Annotated in this window: 15 protein-coding genes; 11 read left to right on the plus strand and 4 right to left on the minus strand. The window is 70.7% G+C overall.

The features are described 5' to 3' along the window. Nucleotides 1–70: 70 nt before the first annotated feature. The 5 genes from OG928_RS06685 (at nt 71) to OG928_RS06705 (ending at nt 4,904) form a co-directional block, all read left to right on the plus strand. On the plus strand, nt 71–784 hold the full coding sequence (locus OG928_RS06685) for a response regulator (protein WP_406280525.1): 714 nt from the start codon (nt 71–73) through the stop codon (nt 782–784). After that, on the plus strand, nt 781–2,247 hold the full coding sequence (locus OG928_RS06690; protein ID WP_406280526.1) for an ATP-binding protein: 1,467 nt from the start codon (nt 781–783) through the stop codon (nt 2,245–2,247). The genes OG928_RS06685 and OG928_RS06690 overlap by 4 nt, the downstream gene beginning before the upstream one ends. After that, nucleotides 2,244–2,768 (plus strand): hypothetical protein, encoded by a 525-nt coding sequence (locus OG928_RS06695; RefSeq protein ID WP_406280528.1) that lies wholly within the window; start codon nt 2,244–2,246, stop codon nt 2,766–2,768. The genes OG928_RS06690 and OG928_RS06695 overlap by 4 nt, the downstream gene beginning before the upstream one ends. A 123-nt stretch (nt 2,769–2,891) precedes the next feature. Continuing rightward, nucleotides 2,892–3,290 carry a GNAT family N-acetyltransferase gene (locus OG928_RS06700; protein ID WP_406280530.1) on the plus strand — a complete coding sequence of 133 codons (399 nt, stop codon included), beginning with the start codon at nt 2,892–2,894 and terminating at the stop codon, nt 3,288–3,290. 96 nt (nt 3,291–3,386) lie between these two features. Then, nucleotides 3,387–4,904 (plus strand): CHAD domain-containing protein, encoded by a 1,518-nt coding sequence (locus OG928_RS06705; protein WP_406280532.1) that lies wholly within the window; start codon nt 3,387–3,389, stop codon nt 4,902–4,904. 151 nt (nt 4,905–5,055) lie between these two features. On the opposite strand, the gene OG928_RS06710 is transcribed toward OG928_RS06705, so the two are convergent. Beyond that, a complete protein-coding gene (locus OG928_RS06710; RefSeq protein ID WP_406280533.1) occupies nt 5,056–6,471 on the minus strand; it encodes an amidase in 1,416 nt (471 codons plus the stop codon). 285 nt (nt 6,472–6,756) lie between these two features. Here OG928_RS06710 and OG928_RS06715 point away from each other — a divergent pair, with 285 nt between their 5' ends. From OG928_RS06715 to OG928_RS06725, 3 genes are all read left to right on the plus strand, one after another. After that, the gene (locus OG928_RS06715; protein ID WP_406280535.1) at nt 6,757–8,010 is read left to right on the plus strand and encodes a CaiB/BaiF CoA transferase family protein; all 1,254 of its coding nucleotides are present in this window, start codon (nt 6,757–6,759) and stop codon (nt 8,008–8,010) included. Between the two features lie 26 nt (nt 8,011–8,036). Next, nucleotides 8,037–9,548 carry a carboxyl transferase domain-containing protein gene (locus OG928_RS06720; RefSeq protein WP_406280537.1) on the plus strand — a complete coding sequence of 504 codons (1,512 nt, stop codon included), beginning with the start codon at nt 8,037–8,039 and terminating at the stop codon, nt 9,546–9,548. Nucleotides 9,549–9,867: 319 nt separating this feature from the next. Then, the gene (locus OG928_RS06725) at nt 9,868–11,883 is read left to right on the plus strand and encodes a TerD family protein (RefSeq protein ID WP_406280539.1); all 2,016 of its coding nucleotides are present in this window, start codon (nt 9,868–9,870) and stop codon (nt 11,881–11,883) included. Nucleotides 11,884–12,124: 241 nt separating this feature from the next. Here OG928_RS06725 and OG928_RS06730 read toward each other — a convergent pair whose 3' ends face one another. After that, nucleotides 12,125–12,769 (minus strand): TetR/AcrR family transcriptional regulator, encoded by a 645-nt coding sequence (locus OG928_RS06730; RefSeq protein ID WP_406280541.1) that lies wholly within the window; start codon nt 12,767–12,769, stop codon nt 12,125–12,127. Nucleotides 12,770–12,909: 140 nt separating this feature from the next. Here OG928_RS06730 and OG928_RS06735 point away from each other — a divergent pair, with 140 nt between their 5' ends. After that, nucleotides 12,910–13,119: a hypothetical protein gene (locus tag OG928_RS06735; RefSeq protein ID WP_406280543.1), complete on the plus strand. Its 210-nt coding sequence runs from the start codon at nt 12,910–12,912 to the stop codon at nt 13,117–13,119. Nucleotides 13,120–13,233: 114 nt separating this feature from the next. Further along, entirely contained in the window at nt 13,234–13,626 is a 393-nt protein-coding gene (locus OG928_RS06740; RefSeq protein WP_406280545.1) for a VOC family protein, read from the plus strand. 148 nt (nt 13,627–13,774) lie between these two features. On the opposite strand, the gene OG928_RS06745 is transcribed toward OG928_RS06740, so the two are convergent. Then, nucleotides 13,775–14,005: a hypothetical protein gene (locus OG928_RS06745; protein ID WP_406280547.1), complete on the minus strand. Its 231-nt coding sequence runs from the start codon at nt 14,003–14,005 to the stop codon at nt 13,775–13,777. A gap of 253 nt (nt 14,006–14,258) precedes the next feature. Here OG928_RS06745 and OG928_RS06750 point away from each other — a divergent pair, with 253 nt between their 5' ends. After that, nucleotides 14,259–14,648 (plus strand): DUF427 domain-containing protein, encoded by a 390-nt coding sequence (locus OG928_RS06750; RefSeq protein WP_406280549.1) that lies wholly within the window; start codon nt 14,259–14,261, stop codon nt 14,646–14,648. Nucleotides 14,649–14,714: 66 nt separating this feature from the next. Here OG928_RS06750 and OG928_RS06755 read toward each other — a convergent pair whose 3' ends face one another. Then, on the minus strand, nt 14,715–15,881 hold the full coding sequence (locus tag OG928_RS06755; protein ID WP_406280551.1) for a glycoside hydrolase family 19 protein: 1,167 nt from the start codon (nt 15,879–15,881) through the stop codon (nt 14,715–14,717). Nucleotides 15,882–15,971 lie beyond the last annotated feature (90 nt).

Below are 15,971 nucleotides of genomic sequence, written 5' to 3' on the forward strand. Positions count from 1 at the left end.
AGTCCGCGAAGTCGCCTCCGGACCCGGGGTCGGCCGCTGAACTGCGGAAACGATGGCCATAATCGACGCCATGCCGCACGTCCTGTTGATCGAAGACGACGTCGCCGTCCGTGACGGAATGGAACTGGTGCTGCGCCGGCACGGGCATCGGGTCCAGGCCGCGGGCACCGGCGAGGAGGGCCTCGCGCTGCTCGCGCGCCCCGGTGGGGGTGGGGGTGCCGGTGCCGCCGGCGGCGCGATCGAGGTGGTCGTCCTGGATCTGATGCTGCCGGGGCTCGACGGGTTCGAGGTGTGCCGGCGGATCCGCGCGCGCAGCCAGATGCCGATCATCATGCTCACCGCGCGCGGGGACGACATGGACGTGGTCAGCGGATTGGAGGCGGGCGCGGACGACTACGTCGTCAAGCCGGTCACGGCGCGGGTCCTGGAGGCCCGGATCCGCGCGGCGGTCCGCCGGGCCGATCCCGCGCCGCGCACGACGGTCCCCGAGGAGTTCGACGGCCTGGTGGTGGACCGGGTCGGGCTGACCGTGGCCAAGCGCGGGACGCCGATCGCGTTGCCGCCGACCGAACTGCGACTGCTACTCGAACTGTGCGCCGCCCCCGGCCGGGTCTTCAGCCGCGAGCAGCTGCTCCAACAGGTCTGGGACCACGGGTTCCTGGGCGACTCGCGGCTCGTGGACGCGGCGATCGGACGGTTGCGGGCGAAGATCGAGGACGTCGCCGCGCGGCCGCGCTACGTCCAGACGGTGCGCGGCTTCGGGTATCGGTTCGGGCCGCTGTGAGGCGAATCCGGTTGCGGCCGGGCGGGCTGCGCGGTCGGCTGTTGCTCGCGTTCGTGGTGGTGTCGCTGCTGAGCGCCGCGACCGCGACCGCCCTCGCCTATCGCGAGGCTCGGGTCTCCATCCTCGAACGCGCACAGAACTCGGCCCGGGACGACTTTCGCACCCAGGTACGGCTTGCCGCACAGGAATTCGACGTGCCGCCGAACGGTTCGGCGTTGACCAGGCTGGCCGGGCGGATCTCGGTGGGGCTGAACTCGGCGGTCGTGGTGGCCCGCTACCGCGACCTGGTCGCGAGTTCGGACCCGGGCGCCGATCAGTCCCGGATCGGCGCGGCACTGCGCGCCACGGTGCGCGCCGAGAACCGGCTGGCCTTCCAGCGGGTCGAGCACGCGGGCCGACCGTGGCTGGTGATCGGCTCACCGGTCACGTTCGACACCTCCCGGCAGCCCTCGGGCCTGGAGGTGTTCGCGATCTTCTCGCTCGCCCCGGAGGAGCGCGACACCACCGAGCTGTTGACGACGGTCCGCGACGGGGCGGCGGCGGTGGTCGTGCTCGCGGCGGTCCTGGCGCTGCTGGCCGCGGGTACCGTGCTGCGTCCGGTCCGCAAGCTCGGCCAGGCCACCCGACAACTGGCCGCCGGCCACCTGGATACCCGGATCAAGGTCACCGGTGGCGGTGAACTCGGCGACCTGGCACGCGACTTCAACGACACGGCGGACGCGTTGCAATCGTCCGTCACGGAGTTGCGCGATCAGGAGGCACTCGCCCGCCGCTTCGTCGCGGACGTCTCACACGAACTGCGGACCCCGCTGGCCGCGATGACCATGGTGTCCTCGGTGCTGGACGAGGACGCCGACCAGCTCCCGCCGGACGTCGCCTACGCGGCCCGTACGGTCAGCGCCGAGACCGCCAAGCTGGCCCGGCTCGTCGACGACCTGATCGAGATCTCCCGCTTCGACGCGAAGGCCGCGTCGTTGACCAGGCATGAACTCGACGTCGCCGACACGATCCACGCCACCCTCGCGGCCCGCGGCTGGACCGGTGAGGTACACACCAACCTCGCGCCGGGCGTCCGCGCCGAGCTCGACCGGCGTCGCCTGGACGTGATCGTCGCCAACCTGGTCGGCAACGCACTGCGGCACGGCGCGCCGCCGGTCACCGTCACGCTGTTCGCGACCGCGGACGATCTGACCGTCGAGGTCGCCGACCACGGCCCGGGCCTGACCAAGGCGACCGCGCGGCACGTGTTCGACCGCTTCTACAAGGCGGACAACGCCCGCACCCGCTCGGAGGGCAGCGGCCTGGGCATGGCCATCGCGCAGGAGAACGCGCACCTGCACGGCGGCGCGATCACGGTCGCCGACAACCCGGCGGGCGGCGCGGTGTTCACGCTGCGCCTGCCGCTGCGGACGCCGGCGCGGGTGTCGCCCGATACGCCGACCCGCCGTGAGGAGAACCGATGACCCGGATCCGCGCCACCCTCTCCGCAGCCGTGTGCGTCCTGCTCGGCGCCGTGCTCACCACGGGCTGCGGCGTCCCCTCGACCGGGGTGCTGACCGGCGGCGAGCCCGCGTCGGGGGTGCCCACCGGGATGCGCGTGTACTTCGCGTCCGACGAGGGCCTGCGCGGGGTGTCGCGCCCCACCGTCGAGATCCGCGACCTCTCGAGCGCGATCAAACTGCTGATCGCCGGCCCCGACGCCGCCGAACTCGCGACCGGCCTGGTGACGCTCGTATACGTCGAGGGCGAGTTCCACACCGCCGTGGACGCGGGTCGAATCACGCTGACGATGCCGCGGGCCCACTCGGAGAACCCGCCGGGCCAGGCCACCGGTCAGATCGTCTGCACGCTGTCGCGCGCCGAATCGGTCCTGCGCGGCACCCGGCCGGACGCGGTCCAGGTGACGATCACCACGTCGGACGGGACCGCCGGGCCGTACCAATGTCCGCAATTCCTCACGAACCGGGCGCCAATCCGAAGATGAACCCCCGGCCGGGACCGGGATCGAGCCCAACCATGGCGGGTCCATTGCCGGCAGCGGGTTCTGGAATGGTGGCAAATCTCGTTGAATGTCGTCGTGGATACGAATGTGGCGACGATTCGGCGCGTGACGACGGTGGCGGACGTGCTCGCGGCCGGTGACCTCTTCGACGACCCGGTACGCCCCGACTGGGCGGCCCGCTTCCTCGGCGAGGCGGGGCACCACATCCTGCTCGCCTACGTGGCCGCGACCCCGGTGGGGATGGTCACCGGGGTCGAGACGACGCACCCGGACAAGGGCACCGAGATGTTCCTGTACGAACTCGGCGTGGCCGACGACTACCGGCGCCACGGCATCGGCCGCGCCCTCACCGAGGCACTGGCCGAGCTGGCCCGCAAACGCGGCTGCTACGGCATGTGGGTCCTCACCGACCGCACCAACGAGGCCGCCGTGGCCACCTACCGCGCCGCCCGCCCCGACACCGAGTCCGACCACGTGATGTTCGCCTGGACCTTCGAGGACTGACGCCACTCGGGCGGTCTCGGTGGGCCGATGGTGTCGGTGGGGCGGAAGCGGGCAGCGGTACCGGATGCGGCGGACCTCCGAGGGTAGGGATGTGCCATGGCCGATGTCGTGCGTGAGATCGAACGCAAGTACGAGGCGCCGGGTGGTGTCGGGCTGCCGGACTTCGCCGGTGCCGTGGACGGGGTTCGGGTCGAGGTCGGCGGGACGGTCGAGCTGGACGCGGTGTACTACGACACGCCGGATCTGGCGCTGGCCGGCCGCGGGATCACGCTGCGGCGGCGGACGGGCGGCGGTGACGCAGGGTGGCACCTGAAGCTGCCGGCCGGGACGGACGCGCGCGACGAGGTACGGGTGCCGTTGGCCGCGTCCGGGGACGCGGTGCCGGCCGAGCTCGCGGTCCGGATCCGGGTGTACACGCGCGGGGTGGAGCCGAAGCCGGTCGTGCGCCTGCGGACGGTGCGCGAACTGCACCTGGTCCGCGCGGACGGACCGACCCTGGCCGAGATCGCGCGTGACACGGTGACCGCGGACGTGTTCGCCGCGCCGGGCACACCGGCCACTACGTGGGCCGAGGTCGAGGTCGAACTGGTCGAGGGCGACGGCGAGTTGCTCGACGCGCTCGACCGGCGGCTGCGAAAGGGCGGGTGGCGGCGCGCGGCGACCTCGTCCAAGCTCGCGCACGCGCTGGCCGAGGCGGGCTTGCGGTCGGGTCGGCGGATCGCGGAGCCGGCCGCCGAGAGCGCGGGCGCGGTGGCTCTGGCCTATGCGCGGAAGCAGATCGACGCGCTGATGGCCCAGGATCCGCGGGTGCGCCTGGACGAGCCGGACTCGGTACACCAAATGCGCGTCGCCACCCGGCGGTTGCGCAGCGCGTTCCGGGTCTTCTCGCGCGTGCTGGACGAGGGTCGGACCCGCCTGCTGGGTGATGAACTGCGCTGGCTGGCCGGAGAGTTGGGGCGCCTTCGGGACCAGGAGGTGCTGGTGGCGCGGCTTCGCGGGCGGATCGACGCGTTGCCGGCCGAGGCGGTGCTCGGGCCGGTTCGGGCGCGGCTGACCGGGTGGGACGCGCGCCGGACCGCCGCGGCCCGGGAGCGGGTACTCGCCGAGCTCGACGGTGCACGCTACTTCGCGCTGCTCGCCGCCCTGGACGACTTCGTCGGGAAGCCGCCGTTCACCGCCCAGGCCCGGCGCCCGGCCCACCGACCGGCGCTCAAGGCCCTGCGCCGGGCCGATCGCCGACTCGCCCGGCGGGCCCGCAAGGCGCTGCACATCCCTCCGGGCCGCGACCGCGACCTCGCCCTGCACGAGGTCCGCAAGGCCGCGAAGCGGGTCCGCTACGCGGGTGAGGCCACCCGTCCGGTCTTCGGCAAGCCGGCCAAGCGGATCGCGAAGCACGCCGAGCGGATCCAGGACCTGCTCGGCACGCACCAGGACAGCGTGCAGGCGCGACGGGCGCTGCGGCGGTTGGCGATCGCGGCGCACGCGGCCGGGGAGAGCGCGTTCACGTGGGGGTTGCTGTACGGCGAGGAGCGGGCACGGGCACATCGGGTCGAGACCGTCTTCCCATCCTGCTGGGCCGACTTCACCCGGCCGAACCTACGACGTGACCTGTAGCCGGACGGGGCGTCCTCACTCGCCGGACGGGCTCAAAGCAGCCTGTCCGGCGCTTGAGGACAAGCAGCCTGTCCGCCGCTTGAGGACAAACAGCCCGTCCGCCGCTTGAGGACACCGCAGCCCGTCCGGCGCTTGAGGACACCGCTGCTCCTCAACCCAGTACGGGCCGCCGCCGCCCATGCCACGTGGCCGCCTCATAGGCCGCCCCGATCTCAAGGACCGACAGGTCCGACCGCGGTGCCGTGACGATCTGTATCCCCACCGGCAGTCCACCCGGCGTGAACCCCGCCGGGACGGAAAGCGCCGGCGCACCGAGGAGGGTGACGAAGTACGCGGACCGCATCCAGTCGAGATAGGTGTGCTGCTCGATCCCCGCGACACCGGCCGGGTATTCGAGCTCGGCGTCGAACGGGACGACCTGGCTGACCGGCGCGAGCAGCACGTCGTAGCGGTCGAAGAAGTCGATCGCGTCCGCGTACAACGCGCTGCGCGCGGCGGTCGCGCGACAGAGGTCGGCGGAGGTGAGTCGGCGGCCCTCCTCGATGTTCCAGACCAGACTGGCCTTGAGCGATTCCCGCGAGGAGTCGAGGGTTTCGCCCAGGCCGAGGTCGAACTCGTGGGCGCGCAGCGTCCGGAAGGTGTCGTCGGCGGTGCGGAAGTCGGGGCTGTCCCGCTCGACATGGCAGCCGAGGTCCGCGAAGACCCGCAGCTGCGGCTCCAATACGGCGAGGACCTCCGCGTCGACGGGCACCGTGCCGCCCAGGTCGGGCGTCCAGGCCACCCGCAGACCCGTGAGGTCACGGTCGAGGGGCGCGCGGAACACCGAGCCGGGCGTTTCCAGTCCGATCGGGTGGCGTGGATCGGGGCCGGCCATCACCGAGAACAGCAGCGCCGTGTCGGCGACCGTGCGGCCCATCGGGCCGGCCACCGCAAGGGTGTCCCAGAGGTTGCTCGCGGGGTAGGTCGGGACTCGGCCCGGCGTGGGGCGCAGGCCGACGACGTTGCAGAACGACGCGGGGTTGCGCAGTGAGCCGCCCATGTCGCTGCCGTCCGCGATCGGCTGCATGCAGGCGGCGAGCGCGGCCGCCGCGCCGCCGCTGCTGCCGCCCGCGGACCGGGATCGGTCGTACGGGTTGCGGGTGGTACCGAAGACCGGGTTGAAGGTATGCGAACCGGCCGCGAACTCGGGGACGTTCGTCTTGCCGAGCCGAATCGCGCCGGCCGCCTGGATTCGCGCGACGTGTGGCATGTCCCGGTCGGGGACGTGGTCGGCGTACAGCGGCGAGCCGTAGGTGGTGCGCATGCCACGGGTGTCGTGGGTGTCCTTGAACGCGATCGGCAGTCCGTGCAGCGGGCCGGGTTCGGCGCCCCGCGCGAGGTGGTCGTCGGCGGCGGCCGCGGCCGCGAGGGCGCCTTCGGGGTCGAGAGTGACGATCGCGTTGACGGCCGGATCGACCTGGGCGATGCGGTCCAGATGGGCCTGGACGACCTCGCGGGCGGACAGTTCACGACGGCGCAGACGGGCCGCGAGGTCGGTGGCGTCGAGGTGGGTGATGTCGTCGGTCATGGGTGTCCAGGGGCCGTCTCGGGTGGGCCGTCGTCGCCGAGCGGGCGAGCGGCGCGCCTGGGAAGGCGATCCGGTTACGACGTGCGCCCCAGTCTGAGGAGCAGTGACGAATTCGGTCAACAGTTTCTTGAGGATGATCTTTTCGGCCTCCAAGTTGGCTGATCACGGCAGGCATGGCTCATCGGGCACGACGTTTTAAGCATCCAAGATGCTCCGACTAGACGAATTCAGCCATCCATGCTTCTGTGATGAATGTTCCTGCCACCACTGAACGCAAGGGGTGTCATGCCCAACGCCACCCAGGACGGCGCCGGACCACTCGCCGGCAGCCTCGTCCTCGACCTCTCCCGCGCCCTCGCCGGACCGCACGCCGGGATGATGCTCGGCGACCTCGGCGCCCGGGTGATCAAGATCGAGGCGCCCGGCCGCGGCGACGACACCCGGGGCTGGGGCCCGCCGTTCGTGGGCCCGGACGAGGCCCGCGAATCGACGTACTTCCTGGCCTGCAACCGCAACAAGGAATCGGTGACGGCCGACCTCAAGAGCGCAGAGGGTCGCGAACTCGTCACCCGCCTCGCCCGCCGCGCCGACGTGTTGATCGAGAACTTCCGGCCGGGTGTGCTCGACCGCCTCGGCTTCCCCGTCGAGCGGCTGCACGCGCTCAACCCCGGCCTGGTCGTGCTCTCGATCAGCGGGTTCGGCCACGACGGGCCGGAGGGCGGGCGGGCCGGCTACGACCAGATCGCGCAGGGCGAGGCCGGGCTGATGAGCCTGACCGGCGAACCGGGTGCGCCCACCAAGGTCGGCACCCCGATAGCCGACCTGCTGGCCGGGATCTTCGGCGTCCAGGGTGTGCTCGCGGCCCTGCTGGAGCGCGAGGCCACCGGGCGCGGGCGGGTCGTCCGCACCTCGCTGCTGTCCTCGATGATCGGCGTCCACAGCTTTCAGGGCACCCGGTGGACGGTGGCCGGCGACCTACCGCGCGCGACCGGCAACCAGCACCCGTCGATAGCCCCCTACGGCCTGTTCCGCTGCGCGGACGGCGACATCCAACTGGCCGCCGGCAGCGAGTCGTTGTGGCGGTCCGTCGCGGACGTCGCGGGGCTGGACGCCGACGACCCGCGCTACGCGACGAACGCCGACCGGGTGCGCCGCCGCGGCGAGTTGGCCGACGAGTTGGCGGCGGCCTTCGCGGGCGCGAGCGCCGAGGAGTGGCTGAAGCGCTTGGACGCGGCGGGCGTTCCGGCGGGCCGGGTGCGTGGCATCGACGAGGTGTACGCGTGGGAACAGACCCGGCAGCAGGGCCTGATCGTCGACGTGCACCACTCGACCCTGGGCCCGATCAGCCTGCCGGGCCTGCCCTGGCGCTTCGACGGCGGCGGCCGCACCGAGCACGCCGCGCCGCCGACCCTGGGCCAGCACGACACGAGCGTGCGCGCGTGGTTGGACGCGGCGGACGCGGTCGTGCCCGTCGGTGCGGGCCCCGGGGCGGGGGCGGCAGCGGGGACCGGGCCGTCCGGGGCGGGGGTCGGGCGATGAGTACGGCCCCGACGCGTGCGGCACCGATGACAACGGCACCGGCCGCGCCCACTCGACCGAACGCGCTCGCGTTCGCCGACGCCGTCTTCGACCCCGGTACCTTCCGATCCTGGGACACGGCGGCCGAACCCGAGCCGGAGTCCGGTCCGTACGCCGACGCGCTCGCCGCGGCACGCGCGCACAGCGGCACCGACGAATCGGTGCGCACCGGGGAGGCGCGGGTCGCGGGGCACCGAGTGGCGGTACTGCTGGGCGAGTTCGACTTCCTCGCCGGATCGATCGGCGCCGCCGCCGCGAACCGGCTGATCGCGGCGATCCACCGGGCCGGCACCGAACGGCTCCCGCTGTTCGCGGCACCGGTCTCGGGCGGGACCCGGATGCAGGAGGGTACGCCCGCGTTCGTGCGGATGATCGACATCACCGCCGCGATCGTCGCGCACAAGGCCGCGGGTCTGGCCTACCTCGTCCACCTGCGGCACCCGACCACCGGCGGCGTACTGGCGTCCTGGGGCTCGCTCGGCCACATCACGACCGCCGAACCCGGCGCGCTGATCGGCTTCCTGGGCCCGCGCGTGTACGAGGCGCTGCACGGCGAGCCTTTCCCGGCACACGTCCAACGCGCCGAGAACCTGCACCGCCGCGGCGTACTCGACGCCGTCCTACCCCCGACCGAACTGCGTCGCCTCATCGCGGACACGCTCGACCTCTTGCGGAAGGACGAGAGCACGGCCGAGGACGGGATCGAGGTCGAAGTCGAGGTCAAGGTCGAAGTCGAGGTCGACGTCGAGGTCGCACCGATCCCGACCACACGCCCGAACCCCCGCGCCACATCCGACATCTGGCGCTCCGTCGGATACACCCGGGACGTCCGCCGCCCCGGTCTCGACAACCTGCTGCGGGCCGCCGACAAGCTGGTCCCGCTGTCCGGGACGGGCGCGGGCGAACGCGACGACGCGATGCGGCTCGCACTCGCCCGGATCGGCGGCACGGCCTGCGTCGTGGTCGGTCACGACCGCGAACGCGCGGCCGAGGCGGGCCCGGTGGGACCGGGCGGCCTACGCACCGCCCGCCGCGGCATACGGCTCGCCGCGGAGCTGGGCCTCCCACTGCTCACCGTCGTCGACACGGCGGGAGCGGCACTGAGCCCGGCCGCCGAGGAGGGCGCGCTGGCCGCCGAAATAGCCCGCTGCATCGCGGAGTTGGGTGCCCTGACCGTGCCGACGGTGAGCCTCCTCCTGGGCGAGGGCGCGGGCGGCGCAGCCCTGGCCCTCCTGGCCACCACCCGCAGAATCGCCACCGAACACGCATGGCTCGCCCCACTCCCCCCGGAAGGCGCCTCGGCAATCCTGCACCGAACCCCTCACCACGCCCCAACCATCGCCCGCACCCAACACATCGCCACCCCCGACCTGCTACGAACCGGCTTCATCCACCGAATCGTCAACGAACCCACCCCGAGCGAAGCCCACTTCATCCCCCACCTCACCAAAGCAATCACCCAGGAATTCACCAACCAACCCAGCCCGTCCGGCGCTTGAGGACACCCTCAGCCCAACCACTCCCCAACCATCGACCGCAACAACGGCGCCCCCACCCCACCAAACCCTACCCTCAACCCCCAATCCCTCTCATTCGACGCATATATCGTCATGGCCTCGGCTGGTTCACTCGTTTCGAGGAACGCCCCCCTACCGCCGGACGAGCCGATTACCATTTCGTTGGCTCGCAACGCGGCTCATCCGAGATTTCCGCGGTCCACTTCGCCCCCGTCCCGGCCTCGGCCGAGGCGGGCTCGTCGTGTCGTCCCGAAGCAGCCCGACAGGTACTTCCACACCACCGATTCGTCCGGGAGACGCCTTGCAGCGCTTGGCCAAGGGGCAGAACGTCGCACTGTCGGCGTTAAGTGAGGACATCCGCTCGGTAACCTTCGCGCTCAACTGGGCAGACGTGTCCGGTACGGGCGACGCCGACGCCTCCGCATTGCTGCTCGACGCGAACGGCAAGGTGCGCAACGAGGACGACTTCTACTTCTACAACCGCGAATCCCGTGCCGACGACGCGGTCCAGTTGGCCGGCAAGACACCTACCGGCGGTGGCACCGAGGACCGGATCTCGGTCGATCTGGCGGAACTCTCGGCCGAGGTCGATCGCGTCGTGATCGCCGCGAGCCGATACGCCGGGGCGTCGTTCGGCGAACTCGACGACCTGCACTTGACCCTGTCCGACTCGTCGGGCGAACCGATCGCACGATTCGACATCGACGACGCCGCCGCCGAAACCGCCTTCGTCTTCGGGGAGTTGTACCGCCGCAGTGACGAGTGGAAGTTCCGCGCGGTCGGTCAGGGCTACGCGTCCGGCCTGGCCGGGCTCGCGACGGACTTCGGCATCGACGTCGCCGACGACGAAGCGGAAGCTGAAGCGGAGACAGAAGCGGCCACGACAGCGGTCGAGGCGGAGCCCGCAGGTCCCACCCCCGCCGAACCCACGCTCGTCGTCGAGCCGGAGATTCGGCCCCGACGCCTCCGCACGGCGAAGAAGAAGGCCGTACTGCCCAAGATCGCAAAACCGCGGCTGGCCGACGACGAGTCGTGGCAGAACGCCCGGGTCTTCTCCGTGTCCGGGCTGCGCAACGAGCTGGAGCGCGAGGTCCGCGCGACCTCGATCCTGCTCGCCGTCATGGCCCAGGTGCCCGAGTTCGGCCGCCGGATCACCGGCAAGTTCAATGCCCCCGCCGGAACCATCGAGACATTCGCCGAGGCGTCGTTCCGGCACGGTGACGGCAAGGTTCGACCGGACGGCATTATCAAGGTGGCTCGCGGCGGCCGGGTGTGGACCGCTCTCGTGGAGACCAAGACCGGCGGCAACGCCCTCAAGCCCGACCAGGTCGAGGCATATATCGAGGTGGCCCGACGGCAGAAGTACGAGGCCGTGATCACGCTGTCCAACGATCTCGCCCTGGACGGCGAACACCCGGTACCGGTCGACAAACGCAAGCTGCGTGGCAAGGTGGCGCTCCGCCATCTGTCCTGGGCCGAAGTCGCCCACGAGGCGCACATGCTCGGCCACCACCAAGGCGTGGCGAATCCGGCACACCTGTGGTTGCTCGACGAACTCCTGTACTTCCTGCGGCACGACAATGCCGGCTGCAAGGGCTTCGAGAACATGGGAGCCGGGTGGGTGCCCGTACGTGAGGCAATCACCGCCGGAACCCTGCGCAACGGCGACCGCCGAGCCTTGCAGATCGCCGAGAGCTGGGAAAAGCTGGTTCGCCAACTGTGCTTGCGCGTCGGCGGGGAACTCGGCGTCACTGTGGGTCCGGTCATGCGTGGGCGCCGCAACCTCGACGCGGCACAGCGCCGGGCCGTCACCGCCACCTCACTCGCGGAACACGGTCGCCTCGACACCGAGGTTCGTATCCCCGAAGCCATCGGCACTCTCGGCGTCACAGCCGATCTGCGTACCGCCAGGATCGAGACCTCGGTGCAGTTCGACGCACCCGAGCAGGCCCGCCAACTCACACGGGTTCGCTGGCTGACCCGTCAACTGGACCACGCCCCCGACGACTTGCGGATCGAGGCTGTCATCGACGGCGCGGCCGACGGACCATGCGAGCTCCTCAAGGCGCTGCGCAACGAGCCCGCGCTGCTGGTGCCCGAGGCGGGCCAGTCGATCATCGGCTTCCGAATCACGCTGTCCACGTCGATGGGCACCAAGCGCGGCTCGGAGGAAACCGGCTTCATTCGCAGCGTCGACGCGGCGGTCGACCGCTTCTATCGCGACGTCATGCAGGTCGTGAAACCCGCAGCGGCGCGCGCCGGCAGCCGCATCGGCAACGACGATCCCGACGACGAGCCGCAGCCCGAGGGCAACTGACACGACGAGACCCCAACGGGGTACGCCCTGAAGAGCAGCACCCCTCAACCCGGGCAGCACGCGGCGCACGTTCCGGATCCGCTTGCACCGACTGCGTATCCGCGCGAGCTTCGCGCTCATCGGTCGCCCACCGTGCTCGAACTGGTCGCGAGGCCCGCCCCGCCCCTGGCCATTCACCATGGGAACGAGCCGCGCCGACGACCGACCACGACGTCACGACCATGCCCCGCGGGAGGGATGGTCAGGTGGTGCGGACTGCGTAGTGGCCGGCTGACTGTTCCAGGAGGGCGAAGGCTTGGCGGGCGGGCTCGGTGAGGGCGGACGCGATTGCGTCGTTGGGCTCTCCCGCGAGGGTGCGGCGCTGGAGTTCGCGGAAGAGGACGCGATGGACGCCGCCGATCTGGGCCGCGATCAGGGCCGGCTCGAGGTCGTCCGGGTCGGCGCCTGTCTCCGCCGCGAGCGTGGCGGCGAGGGCGTCCTCGCGGTGCTCGTGCAGGTCGCGCAGGCGGGCCACGAGGGTGGGGCTCTCGCTGATCATCCGGGTGAACTCCAGGCCGGAGAAGCCGATGATCGGGTCGCGCTGTTCCAGGCCGGCGACGAAGGCCGCCCGTAGCGCGGCCACGGCCGACTCGCCGACGGCCCGCTCGGTCACGATCGTGGCCAGTCCCGCGACGAATGCCTCGTGGTGGTCGAAGGCGAGGTCCTCCTTGCGCGGGAAGTAGTTGGTGACGGTCATCTTCGCGACCCGGGCCGCCGAGGCGATGTCGGCGATCGTCGTGGCCTCGAAGCCGCGCTCGATGAACAGTCTGGTGGCGTGGTCGGAGATGGCGACGCGGGTCTCGCGCTTCTTCTGCTCGCGCAGCCCGGGGGTGTCGGAAGTGGTCATACCCTCCATCATGCCATGGGATCGACCTCTTTTTGGGTTCGACCTATTTATGGGTTGACGCTCACTCCATCTCGGCCTAAGTTTATGCCCGACCCAAATGCAGGGCTTGAAGCGGCAACCCGCGAACAGCAAGGGACTACATGCGAACCAGCCTCACCCAGCTCGCCACCACCGCCATCACCTCCGCCATCGCCGTGGGGCCGGAACGGCTCACCCTCACCGCGCCGACCTCGGCCGGCATCTCCGAGATCGGGCAGCCGACCCGCCCGCACCGCGCCCCTCGCGACTGCCAGGCCCCCACGCACGCCACCCGCCAGGCCGGCGCCCGGCTGCACCGCCGCCGCACCTGAGCACCTGAGCACCCGAGCACCCGAGCACCCGAGCACCGACGCCACACCTCGTCGCCCCCCGCGCCCCTGCCCCGCCTCGCTCCACCCCACCCACGCACCACACCGAGGAGCCCCATGCGCGTCACCGCATCCGCCATCTCCCTGACCGTCGACGACATCGACGCGTCCAGCGCGTTCTTCAAGGCCCACTTCGGTTACCGAGAGCTGATGGCGGCCGACGGGTTCGTGTCGCTCGGCCGTGAGGACGGGGCCTTGAGCCTGGTCCTGCTCCGCCGCGGCCTCGAGGTTCTCCCCGAGGGCTTCCGTGACCGGCACGCCGACGGCGTCATCCTGGCCTTCACGGTGGCGGAGGACCTCGCCGGCGAGGAGGCCCGACTGCGCGGCGAGGGCGTCGAGATCACCCTGCCGCTGCACGAACACCCCTGGGGTGAACGGCTCTTCCAGGTCACCGACCCGAACGGCATCGTGGTCGAACTGCTCGAGTGGACCACCCCGGCCGCCGAGTGAACACCATCCGGGCCCCGCGACGCGAACGGGACGGGACCACCACCCACCCGGTGACACCGTCCCGTTCGCTCCGCACCTGCGGGAAGCCGGGAGGGGAATGTGGTGTCGCGCGCCCGCGGCACCACATTCGCCACCCCCGCAAGGGAGTTCAGTGCACCCAGAGCGACCAGAGGGTGCCGCCGTTGTTCAGACACAGGTACACCGGCCCATGGGCCGGGGCGGCGGCGCGGCCGGCCGCGTCGCAGGACGCCTGCGACGGGTGGTAGCCGTAGAAGATGAAGCTGCCGCCCGGGGCCGGATCCGCCATCGCCGGCGACGCGGCAGCCCCCACTCCGAACAAAGCTGCGGTCAACGCGACCCCCGCCAAAGCCTTGCGCATGAGCTCGACTCCATTTCTCAAACCGAGGGCAACTCGGCTTGTTTATAAGGGACTTCGTGATTTCATGCGGTGCCGGCGCGCACTCGAACGACGCTAGCCGCAACCCGGGGATCGAGCAATAGGTCTATACCTTTCATCGGTCGCGCGACGGACGCGTAGGCGCCCCGAGGGAGCCGCTCCGGAATGGTCCGCGGGTTCGCATGGTTGACAATGGCCGGACCCGCGCCACCGAGAACCGCCGGAGGAGATCCGCATGCCGAGTGCCGCACGAGGCCACCTCGTCACGACCGTGCACAGCGCACAGACCGTGACGGTCGAGATCGACGGCCAGGTCGTCGCCAAATCGAGCCGCCCCGTCGTCCTGTACGAGACCGGCCTCCCGATCCGGTACTACCTCCCGCCGGACGACGTCGACCTGGCCCGCTTCACGCCCACCGACACCCACACCACCTGCCCCTTCAAGGGCGTGGCGTCCTACTGGACGTACCTGGGCGACGGCACCACGGCCGCGCACCCCGACGTCGTGTGGGCCTACTCGAACCCGATCGAGTCCGTCCCCGACATCAAGGGCTACCTGTCCTTCTACGACAACATCGCCCACGTCACCGTCGAGGGGGAGCCCCCCGCCCCGCCCACGACCTGACCCGGACGCCACACATGACGAAGGGCCGCACCGGAGGTCCGGTGCGGCCCGATCGTGGTCGGTGGGTCAGCAGCTCAGGTTGGCCCCCGCAGTGGTGCCGAGGATCGACACGAACGACTGATAGCTGTTGATCCGGCTCTGGACCTGGGCGGGATTGCCGCCGTTGCACTCCAACGAACCGTTGATGCTGCGGATGGTCTCACCGAAACCGTGGCCGCCGACGATCGCGTTGTGCGGGGTCATGGTTCCCGGGCCGTTCTGGGTGTTCCAGTACCAAAGGGCGGTCTTCCAGGCCACCGCCGAGTCGGTCTGGACCAGGTTCGGGTTGTTCAGCAGGTTGATGCCCAGCGCGTCGCCCGCCGCCTTGTAGTTGAAGTTCCAACTCAGCTGAATCGGACCACGACCGTAGTAGGCGGCCTGTCCGGCCGGGCACCCGTAGGGCTGGTTGGCGTCGCAATAGTGCGGGTAGTTCGCGGTGTTCTGCTCGACCACGTGCACGAGACCACCGGTCTCGTGATTGACGTTGGCCAGGAATGCCGCCGCCTCCTGCTTCCGCACCGTGTCGCCACCGGTGTTGGCGAAGGCCGGGTAGGCACTCAGCGCCGCGGTCAGACCGCTGTAGGTGTAGAACGAATTCCGGTTCGGGAACATCTGATTGAACTGCGCCTCGCTCACCACGAAGTCACCCGGATCGGTCCCGCCCCCGCCGGTGGTGCCGCCGGTCGTCGTACCACCTGTCGTGGTTGATCCGCCGCACGCGAACGGCTCCCAGAACCAGGTGCTGATGATCGGGTCGTAGCCGGGATTGGCGTTCTTGGCCCGGTAGTACTTGCCGTCGGTGTACTTCACGATGGCCCCGACCGCGTAGTTCGTACCCGCGGCCCAGTTCGGGTACGTACAGTTCGTTCCCCCGCCGCCGGTCGAACCACCGGTCGAACCACCGGTCGAACCACCGGTCGAGCCGCCGGTCGTCGGATCACCACCGCCACCGCCGCACGCGCCCTGGTCCGCCCAGACGTCGGACGCCCCGGGCGTCTCCCCCTGGGTCCACCACTTGGCGCCCCAGTTGTGGTTGTTGTACGACGCCGTCGCACCACCGGTGTAGACCGCCGACGAGTTCCACCCGGCCGCACAACTCGCCGCCGAAGCGGAGGACATGGGCAACATGATGGCCGCCAGAACTCCCACGAACGCGATGCCCACGAGAAACGCGACAATGCGTTTTCTGATCATCCGAATCACTCCTCGGCACGGAAGAACCGTGCCCGATCGACAGAAATACCGACCCGTAATCTGAACTGCCGCACTGGGACCGGCGCTTGA

Origin of the sequence: Embleya sp. NBC_00896 (genome assembly GCF_045207785.1) — a bacterium.
Lineage (GTDB): Bacteria > Actinomycetota > Actinomycetes > Streptomycetales > Streptomycetaceae > Embleya.

Coding starts and splice junctions, on each gene's coding strand:
- OG928_RS06705 (WP_406280532.1), top strand. CDS start 3,387: ATGGCCGATGTCGTGCGTGAGATCGAACGCAAGTACGAGGCGCCGGGT.
- OG928_RS06710 (WP_406280533.1), bottom strand. CDS start 6,471: ATGACCGACGACATCACCCACCTCGACGCCACCGACCTCGCGGCCCGT.
- OG928_RS06735 (WP_406280543.1), top strand. CDS start 12,910: ATGCGAACCAGCCTCACCCAGCTCGCCACCACCGCCATCACCTCCGCC.
- OG928_RS06740 (WP_406280545.1), top strand. CDS start 13,234: ATGCGCGTCACCGCATCCGCCATCTCCCTGACCGTCGACGACATCGAC.
- OG928_RS06750 (WP_406280549.1), top strand. CDS start 14,259: ATGCCGAGTGCCGCACGAGGCCACCTCGTCACGACCGTGCACAGCGCA.
- OG928_RS06685 (WP_406280525.1), top strand. CDS start 71: ATGCCGCACGTCCTGTTGATCGAAGACGACGTCGCCGTCCGTGACGGA.
- OG928_RS06720 (WP_406280537.1), top strand. CDS start 8,037: ATGACAACGGCACCGGCCGCGCCCACTCGACCGAACGCGCTCGCGTTC.
- OG928_RS06695 (WP_406280528.1), top strand. CDS start 2,244: ATGACCCGGATCCGCGCCACCCTCTCCGCAGCCGTGTGCGTCCTGCTC.
- OG928_RS06730 (WP_406280541.1), bottom strand. CDS start 12,769: ATGACCACTTCCGACACCCCCGGGCTGCGCGAGCAGAAGAAGCGCGAG.
- OG928_RS06755 (WP_406280551.1), bottom strand. CDS start 15,881: ATGATCAGAAAACGCATTGTCGCGTTTCTCGTGGGCATCGCGTTCGTG.
- OG928_RS06745 (WP_406280547.1), bottom strand. CDS start 14,005: ATGCGCAAGGCTTTGGCGGGGGTCGCGTTGACCGCAGCTTTGTTCGGA.
- OG928_RS06715 (WP_406280535.1), top strand. CDS start 6,757: ATGCCCAACGCCACCCAGGACGGCGCCGGACCACTCGCCGGCAGCCTC.